Origin of the sequence: Pseudomonas campi, assembly GCF_013200955.2 — a bacterium.
In the GTDB taxonomy this organism is placed as follows: domain Bacteria; phylum Pseudomonadota; class Gammaproteobacteria; order Pseudomonadales; family Pseudomonadaceae; genus Aquipseudomonas; species Aquipseudomonas campi.
Genome location: NZ_CP053697.2, coordinates 538,805 through 559,901 on the forward strand (window position 1 = coordinate 538,805; position 21,097 = coordinate 559,901).

At 59.2% G+C, this 21,097-nt stretch carries 16 protein-coding genes, 2 tRNA genes and 3 rRNA genes; 13 read left to right on the top strand and 8 right to left on the bottom strand.

The genetic code is table 11. The annotated features are described in order from the left end of the window. Positions 1-114 precede the first annotated feature (114 nt). The gene (locus HNE05_RS02320) at positions 115-540 is read left to right on the top strand and encodes an OsmC family protein (RefSeq protein WP_173211568.1); all 426 of its coding nucleotides are present in this window, start codon (positions 115-117) and stop codon (positions 538-540) included. Positions 541-755: 215 nt separating this feature from the next. Beyond that, entirely contained in the window at positions 756-1,550 is a 795-nt protein-coding gene (speD, locus tag HNE05_RS02325; protein WP_173211569.1) for an adenosylmethionine decarboxylase, read from the top strand. Positions 1,551-1,617: 67 nt separating this feature from the next. Here speD and coq7 read toward each other — a convergent pair whose 3' ends face one another. Beyond that, positions 1,618-2,265 (bottom strand): 2-polyprenyl-3-methyl-6-methoxy-1,4-benzoquinone monooxygenase, encoded by a 648-nt coding sequence (gene coq7 / locus HNE05_RS02330; protein ID WP_173211570.1) that lies wholly within the window; start codon positions 2,263-2,265, stop codon positions 1,618-1,620. A 274-nt stretch (positions 2,266-2,539) separates the two neighbouring features. Continuing rightward, positions 2,540-2,878 carry a histidine triad nucleotide-binding protein gene (locus HNE05_RS02335; RefSeq protein WP_173211571.1) on the bottom strand — a complete coding sequence of 113 codons (339 nt, stop codon included), beginning with the start codon at positions 2,876-2,878 and terminating at the stop codon, positions 2,540-2,542. A gap of 88 nt (positions 2,879-2,966) precedes the next feature. Here HNE05_RS02335 and HNE05_RS02340 point away from each other — a divergent pair, with 88 nt between their 5' ends. Further along, positions 2,967-4,448 (top strand): AAA family ATPase, encoded by a 1,482-nt coding sequence (locus HNE05_RS02340; protein ID WP_173211572.1) that lies wholly within the window; start codon positions 2,967-2,969, stop codon positions 4,446-4,448. Between the two features lie 145 nt (positions 4,449-4,593). Here HNE05_RS02340 and HNE05_RS02345 read toward each other — a convergent pair whose 3' ends face one another. From HNE05_RS02345 to hemJ, 4 genes are all read right to left on the bottom strand, one after another. Then, a complete protein-coding gene (locus tag HNE05_RS02345; RefSeq protein ID WP_173211573.1) occupies positions 4,594-5,388 on the bottom strand; it encodes an SDR family NAD(P)-dependent oxidoreductase in 795 nt (264 codons plus the stop codon). A gap of 24 nt (positions 5,389-5,412) precedes the next feature. After that, positions 5,413-6,426, bottom strand: coding sequence for a DUF805 domain-containing protein (locus HNE05_RS02350; protein WP_173211574.1), 1,014 nt, complete (start codon positions 6,424-6,426; stop codon positions 5,413-5,415). A gap of 86 nt (positions 6,427-6,512) precedes the next feature. Further along, positions 6,513-7,475 carry an NAD(P)H-dependent flavin oxidoreductase gene (locus tag HNE05_RS02355; protein ID WP_173211575.1) on the bottom strand — a complete coding sequence of 321 codons (963 nt, stop codon included), beginning with the start codon at positions 7,473-7,475 and terminating at the stop codon, positions 6,513-6,515. Positions 7,476-7,507: 32 nt separating this feature from the next. Then, positions 7,508-7,933 carry a protoporphyrinogen oxidase HemJ gene (gene hemJ, locus HNE05_RS02360; protein ID WP_173211576.1) on the bottom strand — a complete coding sequence of 142 codons (426 nt, stop codon included), beginning with the start codon at positions 7,931-7,933 and terminating at the stop codon, positions 7,508-7,510. A 136-nt stretch (positions 7,934-8,069) separates the two neighbouring features. Between hemJ and argC the strand changes: the two genes are divergently transcribed. Both argC and erpA read left to right on the top strand, forming a co-directional pair. Further along, a complete protein-coding gene (gene argC / locus HNE05_RS02365) occupies positions 8,070-9,104 on the top strand; it encodes an N-acetyl-gamma-glutamyl-phosphate reductase (RefSeq protein ID WP_173211577.1) in 1,035 nt (344 codons plus the stop codon). Positions 9,105-9,201: 97 nt separating this feature from the next. After that, positions 9,202-9,552 carry an iron-sulfur cluster insertion protein ErpA gene (gene erpA / locus HNE05_RS02370; RefSeq protein WP_173211578.1) on the top strand — a complete coding sequence of 117 codons (351 nt, stop codon included), beginning with the start codon at positions 9,202-9,204 and terminating at the stop codon, positions 9,550-9,552. Positions 9,553-9,607: 55 nt separating this feature from the next. On the opposite strand, the gene HNE05_RS02375 is transcribed toward erpA, so the two are convergent. Beyond that, the gene (locus HNE05_RS02375) at positions 9,608-10,699 is read right to left on the bottom strand and encodes an anhydro-N-acetylmuramic acid kinase (RefSeq protein WP_173211579.1); all 1,092 of its coding nucleotides are present in this window, start codon (positions 10,697-10,699) and stop codon (positions 9,608-9,610) included. Positions 10,700-10,703: 4 nt separating this feature from the next. Continuing rightward, a complete protein-coding gene (locus HNE05_RS02380; protein ID WP_173211580.1) occupies positions 10,704-12,125 on the bottom strand; it encodes a peptidoglycan DD-metalloendopeptidase family protein in 1,422 nt (473 codons plus the stop codon). Positions 12,126-12,305: 180 nt separating this feature from the next. On the opposite strand from HNE05_RS02380, the gene tyrS reads away from it, so the two are divergent. From tyrS to HNE05_RS02420, 8 genes are all read left to right on the top strand, one after another. Beyond that, positions 12,306-13,505, top strand: a complete 1,200-nt coding sequence (gene tyrS / locus HNE05_RS02385) for a tyrosine--tRNA ligase (protein WP_173211581.1) — start codon at positions 12,306-12,308, stop codon at positions 13,503-13,505. A gap of 552 nt (positions 13,506-14,057) precedes the next feature. Then, positions 14,058-15,594, top strand: a 16S ribosomal RNA gene (locus tag HNE05_RS02390). Positions 15,595-15,687: 93 nt separating this feature from the next. After that, positions 15,688-15,764 (top strand) — tRNA-Ile (locus tag HNE05_RS02395). A 30-nt stretch (positions 15,765-15,794) separates the two neighbouring features. Further along, positions 15,795-15,870 (top strand) — tRNA-Ala (locus HNE05_RS02400). Between the two features lie 235 nt (positions 15,871-16,105). Next, positions 16,106-18,997 (top strand): 23S ribosomal RNA (locus HNE05_RS02405). A gap of 140 nt (positions 18,998-19,137) precedes the next feature. Next, positions 19,138-19,253 (top strand): 5S ribosomal RNA (gene rrf / locus HNE05_RS02410). The 16S, 23S and 5S rRNA genes sit together here with 2 tRNA genes alongside, the layout of an rRNA operon. A gap of 138 nt (positions 19,254-19,391) precedes the next feature. Then, positions 19,392-20,357, top strand: a complete 966-nt coding sequence (gene birA, locus HNE05_RS02415) for a bifunctional biotin--[acetyl-CoA-carboxylase] ligase/biotin operon repressor BirA (protein WP_173203004.1) — start codon at positions 19,392-19,394, stop codon at positions 20,355-20,357. Continuing rightward, positions 20,347-21,096: a pantothenate kinase gene (locus tag HNE05_RS02420; RefSeq protein WP_173203006.1), complete on the top strand. Its 750-nt coding sequence runs from the start codon at positions 20,347-20,349 to the stop codon at positions 21,094-21,096. Before birA ends, HNE05_RS02420 begins: the two co-directional genes overlap by 11 nt. The last annotated feature ends 1 nt before the right edge of the window (position 21,097 follow it).

Sequence of the window (21,097 nt, forward strand, 5' to 3'; positions counted from 1 at the left end):
ATTTGCGACGTAGCTAACACTGGCTGTCACTAAACTCGGCCATTGCGCCTGAGGCGGGCGTCACAAAGCCCTGTGCTAAGCTACGCGCCCTTTTCTGGCAGTGGAGTCCTGGCAATGAAAGCGCGCATTCAATGGGCCGGCGAGGCGATGTTCCTCGGCGAATCAGGCAGCGGCCACGTGGTGGTGATGGATGGCCCGCCGGAAGCCGGTGGTCGCAACCTCGGCGTGCGCCCCATGGAGATGGTGCTGATCGGCCTGGGCGGTTGCAGCAACTTCGATGTGGTCAGCATCCTCAAGAAGTCCCGCCAGCCGGTGGAGAGCTGCGAAGCCTTCCTCGAAGCCGAGCGCGCCGACGAAGATCCCAAGGTCTTCACCAAGATTCACCTGCACTTTGTGGTCAAAGGCCGCGGCCTCAAGGAGGCCCAGGTCAAGCGCGCGGTGGAGCTGTCGGCAGAGAAATACTGCTCGGCCTCGATCATGCTCGGCCGTGCCGGCGTGGAGATTACCCACGATTACGAGATCGTCGAGCTCGGTGCCTGACATCCACACATCATAAAGACCGCGCAAACTATGGCAGTCGACCCCGTCGCTCTGCATAATGCGCGGCCTTTTTCGGGGCCGGACAGTGCCCCAAACCATACCCACAATCGCCATCGCGAAGAGGTGTTAACCGTCCTACGCAGCTGAGTCGTTCGCAGCTGACGGGCATGCTCGATCACGCGGCAGAGCCGCATCCACAAAGAGAATCTCCAACGGTGAAAAGCAAACTCAAGCTCCACGGGTTCAATAACCTGACGAAGACCTTGAGCTTCAACATCTATGACATCTGCTACGCGGAAACGCCGGAAGACCAGCAGGCTTACGTCCAGTACATCAATACCGAGTACGACGCCGAGCGCCTGACGCAGATCCTCACCGATGTTGTCGACATCATCGGCGCCAATATCCTGAACATCGCCCGTCAGGATTACGACCCGCAAGGCGCCAGCGTGACCATCCTGATCTCCGAGCAGCCGGTGGAGCCCACCGCCAGCCAGATCGAGGAGTCGCCAGGGCCGCTGCCGGAGACCATCCTGGCGCACCTGGACAAGAGCCACATCACCGTACACACCTATCCGGAAATCCATCCGGTCGAGGGCATTGCGACCTTCCGCGTGGACATCGACGTGTCGACCTGCGGGGTGATCTCGCCACTCAAGGCGCTCAACTACCTGATCCACCAGTTCGACTCGGACATCGTCACCGTCGACTACCGAGTGCGCGGCTTCACCCGTGACGTGGAAGGTAAGAAGCACTTCATCGACCACGAGATCAACTCGATCCAGAACTACCTCTCAGACGACACCCAGGACGCGTACCAGATGACGGACGTCAACGTGTACCAGGAGAATCTGTTCCACACCAAGATGCTGCTCAAGGACTTCGAGCTGGACAACTACCTGTTCGGCGACGCGGCCAGCAATTTGACTGCCGAACAGCGTAAACAGGTGGAAGAGAAAGTGCGTCACGAGATGCTGGAAATCTTCTACGCGCGCAATATGTCGCGTTGATTCACCTGCAACGAAAAAGGGCGCCTGTGGGCGCCCTTTTTTATGTCCGCGATACCGAACCTGTCGCTTAAATACGATAGGTGCTCTTGGTCATCACTTTCGACAGCAGGCTCATGCCCAGCTTGACCGGTGCCGGGAAGCGCAGGCCGCCGGCCTCGATGGCACTGGTGGCGTGGTGCTCTTCGTCCTCGCGCATCTGCTCGAGGATGGCGCGGGTCTTGGCGTCGTCGTGGGGGATCTGCTCCAGGTGCTCGTCCAGGTGCTTGACCACCTGATCCTCGGTGGCGGCGACGAAGCCCAGGCTGACCTTGTCGCTGATCAGTCCGGCCACTGCGCCGACGCCGAAGGACAAGCCGTAGAACAGCGGGTTGAGCACGCTGGGGTGGCTGCCCAGTTCGCGGATGCGCTGCTCGCACCAGGCCAGGTGGTCGACTTCCTCATCGGCGGCATGCTCCATGGCCTTGCGCACCTGTGGCAGCTTGGCGGTCAGCGCCTGGCCCTGGTACAGCGCCTGGGCGCAGACCTCGCCGGTGTGGTTGATGCGCATCAGCCCGGCCACATGGCGGGTGTCTTCTTCACTCATTGCCGCTTCGTTCTGCACGATGGCCGGCGACGGTCGCGTCGGCGCGCCGCTGAACGGCAGCAGGGTGCGCATGGCGGCATCGGCCTGCATCAACAGACGGTCAACGGGGGAAAACTGGCGTTCGCTGGTCATGACCACCTCCACGGAAAGCATGCGGGCCAGTTTACCTGAACCCTTGGGCAGAAATATGACCGGCGACAAGAGGCCGCAGGATGGCAGGTGTGACGGGTTTGTGTAGGAACAAGCCCAGGGGCCGGATGCACTTAGAACCTGTTGACGATTTTTTGAGCTAGAGCCAGGCAAGGCGAAATTGGGCGAGGACGCGGAGTTTACGAGGTGTAAATGAGCAGTCCGAGCCCAATTTCAACGCAGCATGGCCGACGATCAAAAGATCGTAGGCAGGTTCTTAGCCCGGCGGCCAGTGCATCTGCCGCTGCCCCAGCACATGCATATGAATGTGGTAGACGGTCTGCCCGCCCAGCTCGTTGCAGTTCATCGCCACCCGGAAGCCTTCTTCGCAGCCCAGCTCCCTGGCCAGGCGCTGGGCAGTGAAGAGGATATGCCCGGCCAGTGGGCGGTCGTCTTCGCCGAGGTCATTGAGGGTGGCGATATGGCGTTTGGGGATCACCAGAAAATGCACGGGTGCCTGCGGGCCGATATCGTGGAAGGCGATCACCTGATCGTCTTCGTAAATCTTGCGCGCGGGGATCTGCCCGGCGACGATCTTGCAGAACAGACAGTCCACGGGTATTCCTCCTGCGGGTTTCGGTATTCTGCGAGTGTAATGGCGCGTATTTATCCCGGCCAGCCTGGCGGGGTCACAAGGAGTGAGGGTGAAGAACGATATTCATGATCTGGGCTTGGTGCTCGATTCCAGGGTCAAGCTGGTAGTCATCGAGTCCTGGGACGAGAAGCGCGTGCTGGAGACGCTCACCAGCCTGGCGGTCAAGCGTGGCCTCGGCCTGTTCACCTGGGCGGTGACCGAAGGCCTGCAGCGTCTGGGCTTCGGTGGTGAGCCGGTCGGTGCCGGCGAGAGCTTCGAGCCGGATATTGCGCTCAAGCTGATCAAGCATGACCCGCAGCCCAACCTGTATGTGATGTGCGACCTGCATCCGTTCCTCGCCGACAACCCCAAGCTGGTACGCCTGCTCAAGGAAGTCGCCATGAGCGAGGCCAGCCATAAGCCAACCCTGGTGCTGGTTTCCCACACCCTCAAGCTGCCCGCCGAGGTGCAGCGTTATGCCGCGCGCTTCACCCTGGCCCTGCCCAGCGAAGAGGAGCTGCTGGCCATCGTGCGTGACGAAGCCACGCGCTGGAGCGAACTCAATCGCGGCGCACGGGTACGCACCGACAACCGCACCCTGCAGCAGGTGGTGAAGAACCTGCGCGGCATGAGTCACGCCGAGGCTCGCGCCCTGGCGCGCAACGTGATCTGCGACGACGGTGCGATCACCCAGGAAGACCTGCCGGAGCTGAACAAGACCAAGTTCCAGCTGCTCGACCTGGAGGGCGTGCTCAGCTTCGAATACGACACCGCGCAGTTCGCCGAAGTCGGCGGCCTGAGCAACCTCAAGCGCTGGCTGGGCGAGCGCCAGGATATCTTCCTCAACGGTAAAGGCCCGGACATGCCCAAGGGCATGTTGCTGGTCGGCGTACAGGGCGGCGGCAAGAGCCTGGCGGCCAAGGCGGTGGCCGGCTTGTGGGGTTTGCCGTTGCTGCGTCTGGATTTCGGCAGCCTGTACAACAAGTTCTTCGGCGAGACCGAACGCAACCTGCGCGAGGCACTCAAGCTGGCCGAGCAGATGGCGCCTTGCGTGCTGTGGATGGACGAGCTGGAGAAAGGCTTGTCTGCCGGCGATCACGACGAAGGCGTCAGTCAGCGTGTGCTGGGTACCCTGTTGACCTGGATGGCCGAGCGCAAGGCGCCAGTGTTCATGGTTGCCACGGCCAACGCCATCCACCGCCTGCCGCCGGAGCTGGTGCGCAAGGGCCGATTCGACGAGCTGTTCTTCGTCGATCTGCCGGATGCGGCGGTGCGCGCGGATATCTTCGCCATTCACCTGCGCCGTCGCGAGCTGGATCCGCAACTGTTCGACCTGAACGAGCTGGCGGCGGCCTGTGCCGGCTTCTCCGGTGCCGAGATCGAGCAGGTGGTGGTCAGTGCCCTGTATGCGGCGCAGGCGCGCCAGCAGACGGTGGATCAGGGCTTGCTGCTGCACAACATCCAGAGCACCGCGCCACTCTCGGTGGTGATGGCCGAGAAGCTGGAGGCGCTGCGCGCCTGGGCGGCCGGGCGTACGGTCAACGCCGGCTAGCAGGCAGTTGAAAAACTACCTGCGTTGCCATCGCGGCGTTAAAAACAGGCTCAAAATGCTCATTTACAGCTCGTAAACTGCGCTTTTTCGCCTGTTTTTGCCTTGCGCTGGCTGCCTCGCCAACGTTTTTCAACAGCCGGCTAGCTCAGGCCTGGCGCGGCAGCAGCGGGCGGATGGTTTTTGCCGTGATATGCCGCACCAGGGCGCGTGGCGCCAGGCGCAGCAGGAGCGGGATCAGGCGATTGCGCCAGCCGGGGATGATGATCGCACGGTTCTTCTCCAGGCCGCGGACCGCCAGCAGTGCCACTTCTTCCGGGTCTGCCAGCAGCTTGTGCCGGGCCAGCGGTTCGCTGCGCAACAGGCTATTGCGAAAGAACGGCGTGGCCACCGGGCCCGGGCAAAGCACCGAGACTTTCACCCCATACGGGGCCAGTTCGTGGCGCAAACCTTCGGATAGGCTGAGCACATAGGCCTTGCTGGCGAAGTAGTTGCTCATCAGCGGGCCGGGCTGGAAGGCCGCCAGCGAGGCGATATTGAGGATCTGCCCACCACCGTGCTGCACCATGCTGTTGCCGATGGCGTGGCAGAGGCGGCTGAGGGCGAGGATGTTGAGTTCGATCAGTTCCTGCTCACGGCCCCAGTCCTGCTCGACGAACAGGCCTGCGGTGCCGATACCGGCGTTGTTCACCAGCAGATCGATGTGCCGCTCGCCCTGTTCCAGTTCCTGGATCAAGCCGGTCAGGCGCATGGGCTCGGCCAGGTCGCAGACGCGGAACAGCGCTTCGATACCGAATCGCTGGCTCAGTTCACAGGCGAGGCTTTCCAGCGCTTCACGCTGGCGGGCCACCAGGATCAGGTTGCGCCCCTTGCGCGCCAGGGCCTCGGCCAAGGCCAGGCCGAGGCCGCTGGAGGCCCCGGTAATCAGTGCATAGGTGGGCATGGGCCGTCCTGGTCAGTGAGCGGGTTATTCCTGCGATTCCACGGCGCTGGGCATTTCCATCTGTGCCTCGGCGGCGCGCTGGGTGTACTGCTGGTACTGCGGAATTGCGATGGCGGCGAGGATGCCGATCAGCACCGGAAAAACCAGCCAGCCAAATGCCAAAACCTTCACGCCGGTGTTGTTGGGCGGCGGCGGTGGGCCGTAGCGGTTGGCATCAGGGGTGCCCGGCACCACCAGCATGATCAGCGCAAAAACGCTGCCTACCAGCGGCACCAGATTGATCAGCCACAGCCAGCCCGACCAGCCGATATCATGCAGGCGCTGCACGCCCATCTGTACGCTGACCACGATGATGGCGATAACCAGAGCTGCCATTAGGATCCAGCCGAAGACCGGCGCAAAAGCCAGGCCGATAGCGGCGATGAAGTAGAGCGCCAAGGCGGCAAACATCAGCACTGCCGACCAGGCCAGGTAGCGCACGCGGCCGATCCGGCCATTGACGCTGAACACCTTCAGCTCACCGAACTCCGGCAGTTGCTCGGCGACCTGGGCCTTGGGCGTGGCATAGGGCGATGCCTCGCTGGCATTGCTCGCGGCTGCGATGGCGGCAGGTGCGGGCGGCGGGTTTTCCGCAAGCTGTGCCTGGCGTGCCAGGTACTTCTCGATGACGATGCCGCAGGCCGTGCACTCGATGGCCTTGGCCTGTTCATGGCCGCACTTGGGGCAGCTCATGCGTGCGTCGCCTGCTACAGGCTCGCTGGCCGGGCGATGATCGTCGGTTTCCACCAGACTCAAGCTGGCAGTCAGGTCCTTTTCCTTGTGCACGCGTGCGCCGGCCTGCTGCAGCGCTGCCAGGTATTTGTCCGCGTCGTCTTCCGTGAGATCGCGCTTGAGCGCCACGGCCGCGCCACTGAACAGGGCTTCGATCTTGCTGCGCTCGCTCTTGAACAGGCGGGCCAGATTGTCTTTCACGGTGTCTGCTGCCGCATCGGGCATCAGTTCGCCGGTAAACACGATCTTGTAGCGTGCGTTGGTCATGCGTGCGTCCCTGTCGGTTTATTGGAGTGCCTTGAGCCTAAGTATTTCAACGGGGGCGAACAAGCGCCCCGTGCGCAATTTGTTGCTCAGCGCGGCCAGCGTTGTGCCAATTGTCCAGCCTGGCCCTGGGCACGCCGGTACTCGGTGTCCAGGCGGGCGATCAGCTCACTCGTGGTTGGCACGTCGCTGATGCCACCCACCCCTTGGCCGGCCGACCAGACGGTCTTCCAGGCCTTGGCTTCCTCGTCCATCGGCTTGAGCTTCTCGCCGTAGTTGATGTCACCTTTGTCCTGCAGGCGCTTGAGGTCATATCCGGCCAGTTCCAGGCTCTGGCGCATGAAGCTGGCCGGCACCCCGGAGACTGCCGGGGTATGCACGATGTCGGCAGCCCGTGCGCCCAGGATCATCTGCTTGTAGGCCTCATCGGCATTGCTCTCGCGGGTGGCGATAAAGCGGCTGCCGAGGTAGGCCAGGTCGGCGCCGAGCAGCTGGGCGGCGAGGATTTCATGGCCATTGTTGAGGCAGCCGGCCAGCAGCAGGGTCTTGTCGAAAAACTGGCGGATCTCGGCGATCAGGGCGAACGGGCTCCAGGTCCCGGCATGCCCGCCGGCCCCGGCAGCCACCGCGATCAGCCCGTCGACCCCGGCTTCGGCGGCTTTCTCCGCATGGCGGCGGGTGGTCACGTCATGGAACACCAGGCCGCCGTAGCTGTGTACGGCGTCTACCACTTCTTTCGCGGCGCCCAGGCTGGTGATCACCACCGGCACCTTGTGCTGCACACAGATCGCTAGGTCGGCCTGCAGGCGTGGGTTGCTGCCATGCACGATGAGGTTCACCGCATAGGGTGCAGCATCGGCGCTCAGGCCTGCCTCGATCTCTTCCAACCAGGCCTTGAAACCGCCGCTGTCGCGCTGGTTGAGGGCGGGGAAGCTGCCCACCACGCCGTTGTTGCAGCAGGCCATTACCAGTGGCGGGGTCGACACCAGGAACATCGGCGCAGCCACCACGGGCAGGCGCAGGCGTTGGTCGAGCAGGGCGGGCAGGGACATGGATTTTCCTCTTGTTGTTATGTCGGGGAGACTCAGAAGGGTTTGACCACCACCAGAATGACAATGGCCAACAGCAGCAGCACCGGTGCTTCGTTGAACCAACGATAGAACACATGGCTGCGGGCATTCTCGTTGCGCGCAAAGCGCTTGAGCTGGGCGCCGCACACGTGGTGATAAGCGATCAGTACGGCGACCAGCAGCAGCTTGGCATGCAGCCAGCCCATCTGCAGCCAGGCCGGGTTGAGGTAGAGCAGCCAGCCGCCGAACAGCACGGTGGCGATCATCGACGGGTTCATGATGCCGCGGTACAGCTTGCGCTCCATCACGCAGAAGCGCTGCTGGCTGGTCTCGTCCTCGCTCATGGCGTGGTAGACGAACAACCGGGGCAGGTAGAACAGCCCGGCGAACCAGCAGACCATGGCGATGATGTGCAGGGCTTTGACCCAGAGATAGAGCATCGAATGCTTCCCGACAGCGACTGAATGGTGCCGATAGTAGAGAAAGCGCTGTCCATACGTCACCCTCGAGGTTGGCCGCAGCCCCGGCGGGCTTTATCATCGGCAGCCTTTCTGGGTGGGCTTCGAGGGTTGAGTGATGGTCAAGGTCGGTATCGTCGGCGGCACAGGCTACACCGGGGTAGAGTTGCTGCGCCTGCTGGCCCAGCATCCACAGGCTGAAGTGGCCGTCATCACCTCGCGCTCCGAGGCGGGGGTGAAGGTTGCCGACATGTACCCGAATCTGCGAGGCCACTATGACAACCTGGCCTTCAGTGTGCCGGACGTGGCCACCCTGGGTGCCTGTGACGTGGTGTTCTTCGCCACCCCCCATGGCGTGGCCCATGCCCTGGCCGGCGAGTTGCTGGATGCCGGCACCAAGGTGATCGACCTGTCCGCCGACTTCCGTCTGCAGGATGCCGAGGAGTGGGCGCAATGGTACGGTCAGCCCCATGGCGCGCCGGATCTGCTGCCCGAGGCGGTCTACGGCCTGCCGGAAGTCAATCGTGAAGCCATCAAGGGCGCGCGCCTGATCGCCGTCCCCGGCTGCTACCCGACGGCTACCCAGCTCGGCCTGCTACCACTGCTGGAAGCCGGCCTGGCCGATGCCAGCCGCCTGATCGCCAACTGTGCCTCCGGCGTCAGCGGTGCCGGGCGTGGCGCCAAGGTCGGCTCGCTGCTCTGCGAGACCAGCGAAAGCATGATGGCCTACTCGGTCAAGGGCCACCGTCACCTGCCGGAGATCACTCAGGGCCTGCGCCGCGCCGCTGGCGGCCCGGTCGGCCTGACCTTCGTGCCACACCTGGCGCCGATGATTCGCGGTATTCACGCGACCCTGTACGCGACCGTTGTCGATCGTGGCGTGGACCTGCAGGCGCTGTTCGAGAAACGCTATGCCAATGAGCCGTTCGTCGACGTGATGCCGGCCGGCAGCCATCCGGAAACCCGCAGCGTGCGCGGTGCCAACGTCTGCCGCATTGCCGTGCACCGGCCGCAGGGTGGCGAACTGGTGGTGGTGCTGTCGGCCATCGATAACCTGGTCAAGGGCGCTTCCGGCCAGGCCGTGCAGAACCTGAACATCCTCTTCGGTCTGGATGAGCGTTTGGGGCTGGCCCATGCCGGGCTGATGCCCTGAGAGCGCGGCACAATAATTGACCAATTTGCTCGGGTAAGCGGATAATCGCTGCCCAAGCAGTAGGTAACATGGCGCCTGGCGCCGGGAGAGTAACAAGATGAGCGTCGAGACCTTCACTCCAACCCCTCTGATCTTCACTCAGGGTGCGGCGAACAAGGTGAAGAGCCTGGTCGATGAAGAGGGCAACGAGCGTCTCAAGCTGCGCGTGTTTGTCACCGGCGGCGGTTGCTCGGGCTTCCAGTACGGCTTCACCTTCGATGAGGAAGTGGCGGATGACGACACCATCGTCGAGCGCGAAGGCGTCAGCCTGGTCGTTGACCCGATGAGCTTCCAGTACCTGGTCGGCGCCGAAGTCGATTACCAGGAAGGCCTGGAAGGTTCGCGCTTCGTGATCAAGAACCCGAATGCCAGCACCACCTGCGGTTGCGGCTCTTCGTTCTCGATCTGAGTTCGCCGCCCAAGAAAAAGCCCGCAATCGCGGGCTTTTTTGTGTCTGCTGGTTTTTACGCCGGGTACCAGGCGCCCAGTATGCGCAGGCCCTTGGCTCCCGTCACGCTCGGGCGATTGCCGGGAATCCCTTCCAGGCAGCAGTGAGCCAGCCAGGCGAAGGCCATGGCTTCGATCCAGTCCGGCGCTACGCCGCGACTGGCCGTGCTGGCCACGCGGGTGGCGGGCAGCAGCTCCTGCAGGCGCGTCATCAGGGCGCCGTTGTGTGCGCCGCCGCCGCAGACCAGCAGTTCCGCTGTGCCTTGCTGGGCGTGTTGCAGCGAGTCGACGATGCTGCGTGCAGTCAGTTCCAGCAGGGTGCGCTGTACATCGGCCGGCGCTATTGCAGGCAGGTGTCGCAGGTGCTGCTCCAGCCAGGGCAGGTTGAACAGTTCGCGGCCCGTGCTTTTCGGCCCACGAGTCTGGAAGAAGGCATCGCCCAGCAGGGCGCTCAGCAGGTTCTGATTGCAGCAGCCACTGGCCGCCCAAGCGCCATCACGGTCGAAGGTCTGGCCATGATGCTGCTGGATCCAGGCATCCATCAGCGCATTGCCTGGGCCGCAGTCGAAGCCATGCACGGGTTGATCCGGACCAAGCAGGCTGAGGTTGCTGAAGCCGCCGACATTGAGCACGGCGAGGCGTTGTGTGCCGTCATCAAACAGGGCTTCGTGAAAGGCCGGCACCAGGGGCGCACCCTGGCCGCCGGCGGCGACATCGCGGCGGCGGAAGTCGCTGACCACGTCTATGCCGGTCAGCTCGGCAAGCAGTGCCGGGTTGCCAATCTGGATGGTGAAGCCGCGGGCCGGCTCATGGCGCACGGTCTGGCCGTGACTGCCGATGGCGCGGATATCGCTGGGGTTGAGCTTTTCTGCGGCCAGCAGGCTGGCGATGCCCTGTGCGGCCAGGCTGGCCCAGCGGTTTTCCGCTTCGGCGGCACGGGCCAGTTCGTCCGGGCCGGGGGCGCAGAGGGCAAGCAGCTCACTGCGCAGTTCGGTCGGCATGGGGATGTAGTGGGTGGCGAGCAGGCTGGGACGTTGATTCTGCTCGATCAGGGCGATGTCCAGTCCGTCGAGACTGGTTCCGGACATCACCCCCAGGTAGCGCGGCATCGGCTTAGCGCTTGTTCTGGGCCAGGAGTGTGGACTTTTCCTGGTCCATACGCGCCATCAGCGGCTTGCTCAGCTGCATGAAACGCTGCTTCTCGTTGCGGGCAATCGGGTCGGCCATTGGCAGCTTCTGGCTCAGCGGGTCGACATGGCGGCCGTTGACCTGGAACTCGTAGTGCAGGTGCGGGCCGGTCGACAGGCCAGTGGTGCCGATATAGCCGATGATCTGCCCCTGCTTCACGCTACCGCCGGTGCGCACGCCCTTGGCGAAGCCCTGCATGTGCGCATAAAGAGTGCGGAAGCTGTTGCCGTGCTGGATTACCACTGCATTGCCGTAACCGCCCTTGCGGCCGGCCAGCAGTACCTTGCCATCGCCGGCAGCCTTGATTGGTGTGCCGCGTGGCGCAGCGTAGTCGACACCCTTGTGCGCGCGGATCTTGTTCAGGATCGGGTGGCGACGGCCCATGGAGAAGCGCGAGCTGATCCGGGCAAAGTCCACCGGGGTACGGATGAATGCCTTGCGCATGCTGTTGCCGTCGGCGTTGTAGTAGCTGGTCACGCCTTGCTTGCTGGTGTAGCGCACCGCTGTGTAAGTCTTGCCGCGGTTGGTGAAGCGGGCTGCGAGAATATTGCCGTTGCCGACCTGTTTGTTATTCACCACGTGTTCTTCGTAGATGACTTCGAACTCGTCGCCTTCGCGGATATCCAGGGCGAAGTCGATGTCGTAGCCGAATACGTTGGCCAGATCCATGGTCAGGCTATGCGACAGGCCCGCGCGTTTGGCAGAGAGGAACAGCGAACTGTTGATCACGCCATGGGAATAAGTGGTGCGCACGTCTGGTTTGACCAAGTCGCGCTTGAAGCTGTAGCCCTTGTCCGTGCGGTTCAGGGCAATGCTCTCCAGGTCGCTGAGCTTGCTGCGCACAGATTCCAGCTTGCCATCTGCGGTCAGCTTGAAATCCAGTACCTGACCAATCCTGAGGCGGCTGAATTTCTTGGCATCTTTGCTGCTGCTCAGGGCTTCGTGCAGGTCGTTGGCACTCAAGCCTACCCGGGCAAAAACCGTGGACAAGGTATCGCCATTGCCGACGGTCACGGTCTTTTGCAGTGGATCGGTGGGAAGAGAGAGTTGGCTGGTCTGGCTTTTCTGCTTCGCACCATCCTCGGTGCTGCTTTTTTCGGTCAGGCTGGCGCTATTGAATGGAGAGTCGCCTTGATTGCCTGTCGACAGGCCTGGTCGAAGATCAACCTTTTCCTGCAGCAGTTGCTCGGAGCCATTCTCCAGTTCGAGATTCAAATAGGTCTTCTTCGCCTCGACTTCGCGGGACGGGAACACCAGCAAGGCCAGGCTCAGCAGCGCAGCTACGCCGCTGGCAGCCAGCAGGTGGCTCCTCGGGTAGGGCGGGGCTTTGGGTACAGAATGCGTCATGGCTAAGGGTGTTTCTTGGAAGAATGCATTAACTGACTAAAATATAATCAAATTTCTCTATAGGCAACCCTGCAGGCGTTGCATCGGCCCAGTGGCATGCCCCCGCCGCAGAGCTTGTAATTGGTCAGTGATCTTGTATGGTTGGTTCCCTTTTGTTTTTGAGTGGCGACGAGTCCTGTCATGAAGTCGGTTGAAGAGCAGCTGGCGCTGATCAAGCGCGGTGCGGAAGAGGTTCTGGTCGAAGCGGAACTGGTTGAGAAGCTAAAGCGTGGCCAGCCGCTGCGGATCAAGGCCGGTTTCGATCCTACGGCACCGGATCTGCACCTGGGGCATACCGTGCTTATTAATAAGCTGCGCCAGTTCCAGGAACTGGGGCACCAGGTGATCTTCCTGATCGGCGACTTCACCGGGATGATCGGTGACCCCAGCGGCAAGAGTGCTACGCGTCCGCCGCTGACTCGCGAGCAGGTGCTGGAGAACGCCGAGACCTACAAGACTCAGGTGTTCAAGATCCTTGATCCGGCGAAGACCGAAGTAGCTTTCAACTCCACCTGGATGGACAAGATGGGGCCGGCCGATTTCATTCGCCTGACCTCGCAGTACACCGTGGCACGTATGCTCGAGCGTGATGACTTCGATAAACGCTACAGCAGCAATCAGCCGATCGCCATCCACGAGTTCCTTTATCCATTGGTGCAGGGTTACGACTCGGTCGCTCTGCGTGCGGATGTCGAGCTGGGTGGTACCGACCAGAAGTTCAACCTGCTGATGGGGCGCGAGCTGCAGCGTGCCTACGGGCAGGAGTCGCAGTGCATCGTCACCATGCCGCTGCTTGAGGGGTTGGATGGCCTCAAGAAGATGTCCAAGTCGCTGGGTAACTATATAGGTATCCAGGAGGCGCCTGGTGTCATGTACAACAAGCTGGTGTCGATGCCGGATGCGCTGATGTGGCGTTACTTCGAGCTGCTCAGTTTCCGCTCCATGGAGGAGATCGAGCAGTTCAGGGTGGATATAGAGAAGGGTGCCAACCCGCGTGACATCAAGATCAAGCTGGCTGAAGAGATTGTGGCGCGCTTCCATGGCGAAGATGCTGCGGCTACTGCGCACCGTTCCGCGGGCAACCGTATGAAGGATGGTGAGCTGCCGGAAGATCTGCCTGAGGTTGAGCTGCTGGCGGCTGAAGGCATGCCGATCTCTTCCGTCCTTAATAAGGCGGGCCTGGTGAAGAATGCTGCTGGCGCACGGGATCTGCTGGGTTCCGGTGGTGTGAAGGTAGATGGCGAGGTGGTTGATCGCGGCTTCATGTTCAAGCTGGGTGCCACGCATGTTTGTCAGGCCGGCAAGAAGGCCTTTGCGCGTATCTCGCTGAAAGCTGAATAAAAGTTTCAGAAAGGCGTTGACGGCGAAATCTGCGGGCCTATAATGCGCACCTCTTCCGGTGCAGCATGATCTGAAAACTCCTTGTTAAACAAGAGGTTAGATGAAAATAAAGGTTGCGACGGTGGCGGATTCGAGTAGAATGCGCCGGGCTGACAGGGTGGTGGTTTGATCCTGTCGGTGCTTCGGTTCGAAAGAGCTGAAGAAGCTTGAAAGAGGTGGTTGACAGCGAGTTTGAACGCTGTAGAATTCGCCTCCCGCCGATGTGAAGCGAAAGCAGATCGGAAGCGCAAGCGGTTGAGAAGAAACGAAAAATTCTTCGAAACTGGTTGACAGAAAGAAAGGCTGCTGTAGAATGCGCGGCCTTGGTTGAGACGAAAGACTTAATCGAAACGCTCTTTAACAACTTGAATCAAGCAATTCGTGTGGGTGCTTGTGGAGTAAGACTGTTAGTCGCAAGATTATCAGCAACACAAGTAACTCTTCGTGAATTCAAAGAGTTTATTTGCGATTGCTGAGCCAAGTTTAGGGTTTTCTCAAAACCCAAGCAGTATTGAACTGAAGAGTTTGATCATGGCTCAGATTGAACGCTGGCGGCAGGCCTAACACATGCAAGTCGAGCGGTAGAGAGGTGCTTGCACCTCTTGAGAGCGGCGGACGGGTGAGTAATGCCTAGGAATCTGCCTAGTGGTGGGGGATAACGTTCGGAAACGGACGCTAATACCGCATACGTCCTACGGGAGAAAGCGGGGGATCTTCGGACCTCGCGCCATTAGATGAGCCTAGGTCGGATTAGCTAGTTGGTGAGGTAAAGGCTCACCAAGGCGACGATCCGTAACTGGTCTGAGAGGATGATCAGTCACACTGGAACTGAGACACGGTCCAGACTCCTACGGGAGGCAGCAGTGGGGAATATTGGACAATGGGCGAAAGCCTGATCCAGCCATGCCGCGTGTGTGAAGAAGGTCTTCGGATTGTAAAGCACTTTAAGTTGGGAGGAAGGGTAGTAACCTAATACGTTGCTACTTTGACGTTACCGACAGAATAAGCACCGGCTAACTTCGTGCCAGCAGCCGCGGTAATACGAAGGGTGCAAGCGTTAATCGGAATTACTGGGCGTAAAGCGCGCGTAGGTGGTTCAGCAAGTTGGATGTGAAAGCCCTGGGCTCAACCTGGGAACTGCATCCAAAACTACTGAGCTAGAGTACGGTAGAGGGTAGTGGAATTTCCTGTGTAGCGGTGAAATGCGTAGATATAGGAAGGAACACCAGTGGCGAAGGCGACTACCTGGACTGATACTGACACTGAGGTGCGAAAGCGTGGGGAGCAAACAGGATTAGATACCCTGGTAGTCCACGCCGTAAACGATGTCGACTAGCCGTTGGGATCCTTGAGATCTTAGTGGCGCAGCTAACGCATTAAGTCGACCGCCTGGGGAGTACGGCCGCAAGGTTAAAACTCAAATGAATTGACGGGGGCCCGCACAAGCGGTGGAGCATGTGGTTTAATTCGAAGCAACGCGAAGAACCTTACCTGGCCTTGACATGCTGAGAACTTTCTAGAGATAGATTGGTGCCTTCGGGAACTCAGACACAGGTGCTGCATGGCTGTCGTCAGCTCGTGTCGTGAGATGTTGGGTTAAGTCCCGTAACGAGCGCAACCCTTGTCCTTAGTTACCAGCACGTTATGGTGGGCACTCTAAGGAGACTGCCGGTGACAAACCGGAGGAAGGTGGGGATGACGTCAAGTCATCATGGCCCTTACGGCCAGGGCTACACACGTGCTACAATGGTCGGTACAAAGGGTTGCCAAGCCGCGAGGTGGAGCTAATCCCATAAAACCGATCGTAGTCCGGATCGCAGTCTGCAACTCGACTGCGTGAAGTCGGAATCGCTAGTAATCGTGAATCAGAATGTCACGGTGAATACGTTCCCGGGCCTTGTACACACCGCCCGTCACACCATGGGAGTGGGTTGCTCCAGAAGTAGCTAGTCTAACCGCAAGGGGGACGGTTACCACGGAGTGATTCATGACTGGGGTGAAGTCGTAACAAGGTAGCCGTAGGGGAACCTGCGGCTGGATCACCTCCTTAATCGAAGACTTCAGCTTCTTCATAAGTTCCCACACGAATTGCTTGATTCACTTGCGAAAAGCGATTGGGTTATTACCCGAGAGTAAGACGATTGGGTCTGTAGCTCAGTTGGTTAGAGCGCACCCCTGATAAGGGTGAGGTCGGCAGTTCGAATCTGCCCAGACCCACCAATTGTCAAGGGATGTGGCCAGTCCGTAAATGGGGCCATAGCTCAGCTGGGAGAGCGCCTGCCTTGCACGCAGGAGGTCAGGAGTTCGATCCTCCTTGGCTCCACCATTAACTCTTAAATCGCTGAAAGCACAGAATTGAATGCTTCTAGATGAGCATTGAATTCTGGTCTTTGCGCCAGAACTGTTCTTTAAAAATTTGGGTATGTGATAGAAGTAGACCGATGTGTTGCTTTCACTGGCAGCATGTCGCGTCAAGGTAAAATTTGCGTGTTCTCTATGCAAATTTTCGGCGAATGTCGTCTTCACGTTTGAGGCAGTAACCAGATTGCTTGGGGTTATATGGTCAAGTGAAGAAGCGCATACGGTGGATGCCTTGGCAGTCAGAGGCGATGAAAGACGTGGTAGCCTGCGAAAAGCTTCGGGGAGTCGGCAAACAGACTTTGATCCGGAGATGTCTGAATGGGGGAACCCAGCCATCATAAGATGGTTATCTTGTACTGAATACATAGGTGCAAGAGGCGAACCAGGGGAACTGAAACATCTAAGTACCCTGAGGAAAAGAAATCAACCGAGATTCCCTTAGTAGTGGCGAGCGAACGGGGATTAGCCCTTAAGTGGCTTTGAGATTAGCGGAACGCTCTGGAAAGTGCGGCCATAGTGGGTGATAGCCCTGTACGCGAAAATCTCTTAGTCATGAAATCGAGTAGGACGGAGCACGAGAAACTTTGTCTGAATATGGGGGGACCATCCTCCAAGGCTAAATACTACTGACTGACCGATAGTGAACTAGTACCGTGAGGGAAAGGCGAAAAGAACCCCGGAGAGGGGAGTGAAATAGATCCTGAAACCGTATGCGTACAAGCAGTGGGAGCCCACTTTGTTGGGTGACTGCGTACCTTTTGTATAATGGGTCAGCGACTTATATTCAGTGGCAAGCTTAACCGAATAGGGGAGGCGTAGCGAAAGCGAGTCTTAATAGGGCGTTTAGTCGCTGGGTATAGACCCGAAACCGGGCGATCTATCCATGGGCAGGTTGAAGGTTGGGTAACACTAACTGGAGGACCGAACCGACTACCGTTGAAAAGTTAGCGGATGACCTGTGGATCGGAGTGAAAGGCTAATCAAGCTCGGAGATAGCTGGTTCTCCTCGAAAGCTATTTAGGTAGCGCCTCATGTATCACTGTAGGGGGTAGAGCACTGTTTCGGCTAGGGGGTCATCCCGACTTACCAAACCGATGCAAACTCCGAATACCTACAAGTGCCGAGCATGGGAGACACACGGCGGGTGCTAACGTCCGTCGTGAAAAGGGAAACAACCCAGACCGTCAGCTAAGGTCCCAAAGTTATGGTTAAGTGGGAAACGATGTGGGAAGGCTTAGACAGCTAGGAGGTTGGCTTAGAAGCAGCCACCCTTTAAAGAAAGCGTAATAGCTCACTAGTCGAGTCGGCCTGCGCGGAAGATGTAACGGGGCTCAAACCATACACCGAAGCTACGGGTATCACTTAGGTGATGCGGTAGAGGAGCGTTCTGTAAGCCTGTGAAGGTGAGTTGAGAAGCTTGCTGGAGGTATCAGAAGTGCGAATGCTGACATGAGTAACGACAATGCGAGTGAAAAACTCGCACGCCGAAAGACCAAGGTTTCCTGCGCAACGTTAATCGACGCAGGGTTAGTCGGTCCCTAAGGCGAGGCAGAAATGCGTAGTCGATGGGAAACAGGTTAATATTCCTGTACTTCTAGTTACTGCGATGGAGGGACGGAGAAGGCTAGGCCAGCTTGGCGTTGGTTGTCCAAGTTTAAGGTGGTAGGCAGAGTGCTTAGGTAAATCCGGGCGCTTAATGCTGAGAGCTGATGACGAGCGTTCTTTTAGAACGTGAAGTGGTTGATGCCATGCTTCCAGGAAAAGCTTCTAAGCTTCAGGTAACTAGGAACCGTACCCCAAACCGACACAGGTGGTTGGGTAGAGAATACCAAGGCGCTTGAGAGAACTCGGGTGAAGGAACTAGGCAAAATGGCACCGTAACTTCGGGAGAAGGTGCGCCGGTGAGGGTGAAGCATTTACTGCGTAAGCCCATGCCGGTCGAAGATACCAGGCCGCTGCGACTGTTTATTAAAAACACAGCACTCTGCAAACACGAAAGTGGACGTATAGGGTGTGACGCCTGCCCGGTGCCGGAAGGTTAATTGATGGGGTTAGCGCAAGCGAAGCTCTTGATCGAAGCCCCGGTAAACGGCGGCCGTAACTATAACGGTCCTAAGGTAGCGAAATTCCTTGTCGGGTAAGTTCCGACCTGCACGAATGGCGTAACGATGGCGGCGCTGTCTCCACCCGAGACTCAGTGAAATTGAAATCGCTGTGAAGATGCAGTGTATCCGCGGCTAGACGGAAAGACCCCGTGAACCTTTACTATAGCTTTGCACTGGACTTTGAATTTGCTTGTGTAGGATAGGTGGGAGGCTTTGAAGCGTGGACGCCAGTTCGCGTGGAGCCAATCTTGAAATACCACCCTGGCAACTTTGAGGTTCTAACTCTGGTCCGTTATCCGGATCGAGGACAGTGTATGGTGGGTAGTTTGACTGGGGCGGTCTCCTCCTAAAGAGTAACGGAGGAGTACGAAGGTGCGCTCAGACCGGTCGGAAATCGGTCGTAGAGTATAAAGGCAAAAGCGCGCTTGACTGCGAGACAGACACGTCGAGCAGGTACGAAAGTAGGTCTTAGTGATCCGGTGGTTCTGTATGGAAGGGCCATCGCTCAACGGATAAAAGGTACTCCGGGGATAACAGGCTGATACCGCCCAAGAGTTCATATCGACGGCGGTGTTTGGCACCTCGATGTCGGCTCATCACATCCTGGGGCTGAAGCCGGTCCCAAGGGTATGGCTGTTCGCCATTTAAAGTGGTACGCGAGCTGGGTTTAGAACGTCGTGAGACAGTTCGGTCCCTATCTGCCGTGGACGTTTGAGATTTGAGAGGGGCTGCTCCTAGTACGAGAGGACCGGAGTGGACGAACCTCTGGTGTTCCGGTTGTCACGCCAGTGGCATTGCCGGGTAGCTATGTTCGGAAAAGATAACCGCTGAAAGCATCTAAGCGGGAAACTTGCCTCAAGATGAGATCTCACTGGAGCCTTGAGCTCCCTAAAGGGCCGTCGAAGACTACGACGTTGATAGGTTGGGTGTGTAAGCGCTGTGAGGCGTTGAGCTAACCAATACTAATTGCCCGTGAGGCTTGACCATATAACACCCAAACAATTTGCTGTTTGTGTGTCTCGACAGAAGTCGACAAAGACCGAAAATTTGCCTGAACACGCAATACCAACAGACATCACATACCCAATTAGCTGTAGCGACTAAACACCGATACAGCAAACGAATTGCTTGACGACCATAGAGCGTTGGAACCACCTGATCCCATCCCGAACTCAGTAGTGAAACGACGCATCGCCGATGGTAGTGTGGGGCTTCCCCATGTGAGAGTAGGTCATCGTCAAGCTCCTATCCCCAAACCCCCAATCCGTGCAAACGGGTTGGGGGTTTGGCTTTGTGCGCTAGAAAAGTTCAGGCCAGGCGTTTCTAGGCAAGGGCGAATGGCATGGCTATCATGCCTGCCTCTTTGCTAGGCGAGACTCGAATGCAGAATGTGCTGCAGCTGCTGCAAGATGGCGAATTCCATTCCGGTGAGGCCTTGGGGCGTGTACTGGGTGTGAGTCGCAGTGCGGTGTGGAAGCGTTTGCAGGGCCTGGAGGATGATCTGGGGCTGCATATTTTTCGCGTGCGTGGTCGGGGTTATCGCTTGGCCTCGCCGCTGTCGCTGCTTGATCCCGCATTGATTGCCGACGCTTGCTCTGCCTGTGGCTGGACTGCAGAAGTCTTCCCCTCTATCGACTCGACCAATGCGCAGGCGTTGCGTCAGCTTGCCGCTGGAAGCCAAGCGCCGCTATTGGTTCTTGCGGAGAGGCAGGAGAGTGGTCGCGGGCGACGTGGGCGTGCCTGGGTCAGTCCGTTCGGTGAGAACCTTTACTACAGCTTGGGCTTGCGCATTGAGGGTGGCAGTTATTCTCTCGACGGTCTCAGTTTGACTGTGGGGGTTGCGGTGCTGCGAGCGCTGCAAGAGTCTGGTTGTGTTGGTGTGGGTTTGAAATGGCCGAATGATGTCCTGGTGGCGGGGCGGAAAATTGCCGGGGTCTTATTAGAGTTGTCGGGAGACCCCGCCGGCCTCTGTCAGGTGGTAGTGGGTGTCGGGGTTAATGCGAATATGTTGCCCGGTGCTTCTATTGCCATTGATCAGGCGTGGACATCCCTGCGTGAGCAGTCTGGTGTGCTGGTAGATCGTACTGCTCTGGTGCTCTGTTTGAACCGTTGGTTGGCGCATTATCTGGCGCTACATGTGGCCGAGGGTTTTGCGGGTGTGCGGGCTGAGTGGGAAGTTGAGCACCTCTGGCAGGGGCGGGCGGTGACCCTCAGTGCGGGTCCTCAACAGATCGAAGGAGTGGTGCTGGGTGTGGATAAACAAGGTGCGCTACGTCTGGATGTGGCTGGCGAAGAGCGCCAGTTCAGTGGTGGCGAGCTGAGTCTGAGGTTGCGCAATGATTCTTGAGCTGGACTGCGGCAATAGCTTTATCAAGTGGCGCCTGATTGCGGCAGAGTCGCAGCCGGCTTTGGCTGGTGGGGTGGTGGATTCTGATGAGCAGTTGCTTGCTGCGGTACGTCAGGTGAATGCTCCGAGCCCTCTGTATTGTCGCCTGGTCAGTGTGCGCAGTGACGAAGAAACGGCTGCGCTGCGGTTTCGTCTCGAGCAGGCGTTTGCAGTCGAGGTGTGCTCGGCACAACCTGTCCGCGAGCTGGCTGGGGTGCGTAATGGCTATAGCGACTTTGCGCGCCTGGGGCTGGACCGATGGTTGGCCCTTGTCGGTGCCTATCGCCTTTCGGGGCAGGCTTGCCTTGTGCTCGATCTAGGCACGGCGGTCACCTCGGACTTTGTGGCTGCCGATGGGGAGCACCTGGGGGGGTATATTTGCCCAGGCGTGCCATTGATGCGCAATCAGCTGCGCACGCATACCCGGCGTATTCGCTATGACGATGCGGCGGCTGCGCAGGCGTTGCACAGTTTGCAGCCAGGGCGCTCCACAGCAGAGGCGGTTGAGCGCGGTTGCTCGCTGATGTTGCGTGGCTTTGTGCTGACGCAGCTGGAATTGGCGCGTGAGCGCTGGGGTGAGAGCTTTAGCGTGTTCCTTACCGGGGGCGACGCCGCCCTGGTACGCCAGATGCTGCCCCAGGCGCGCCTGGTTTCTGATCTGGTTTTTGTTGGGTTGGCGCTGGCCTGCCCCTTGTCTTGAG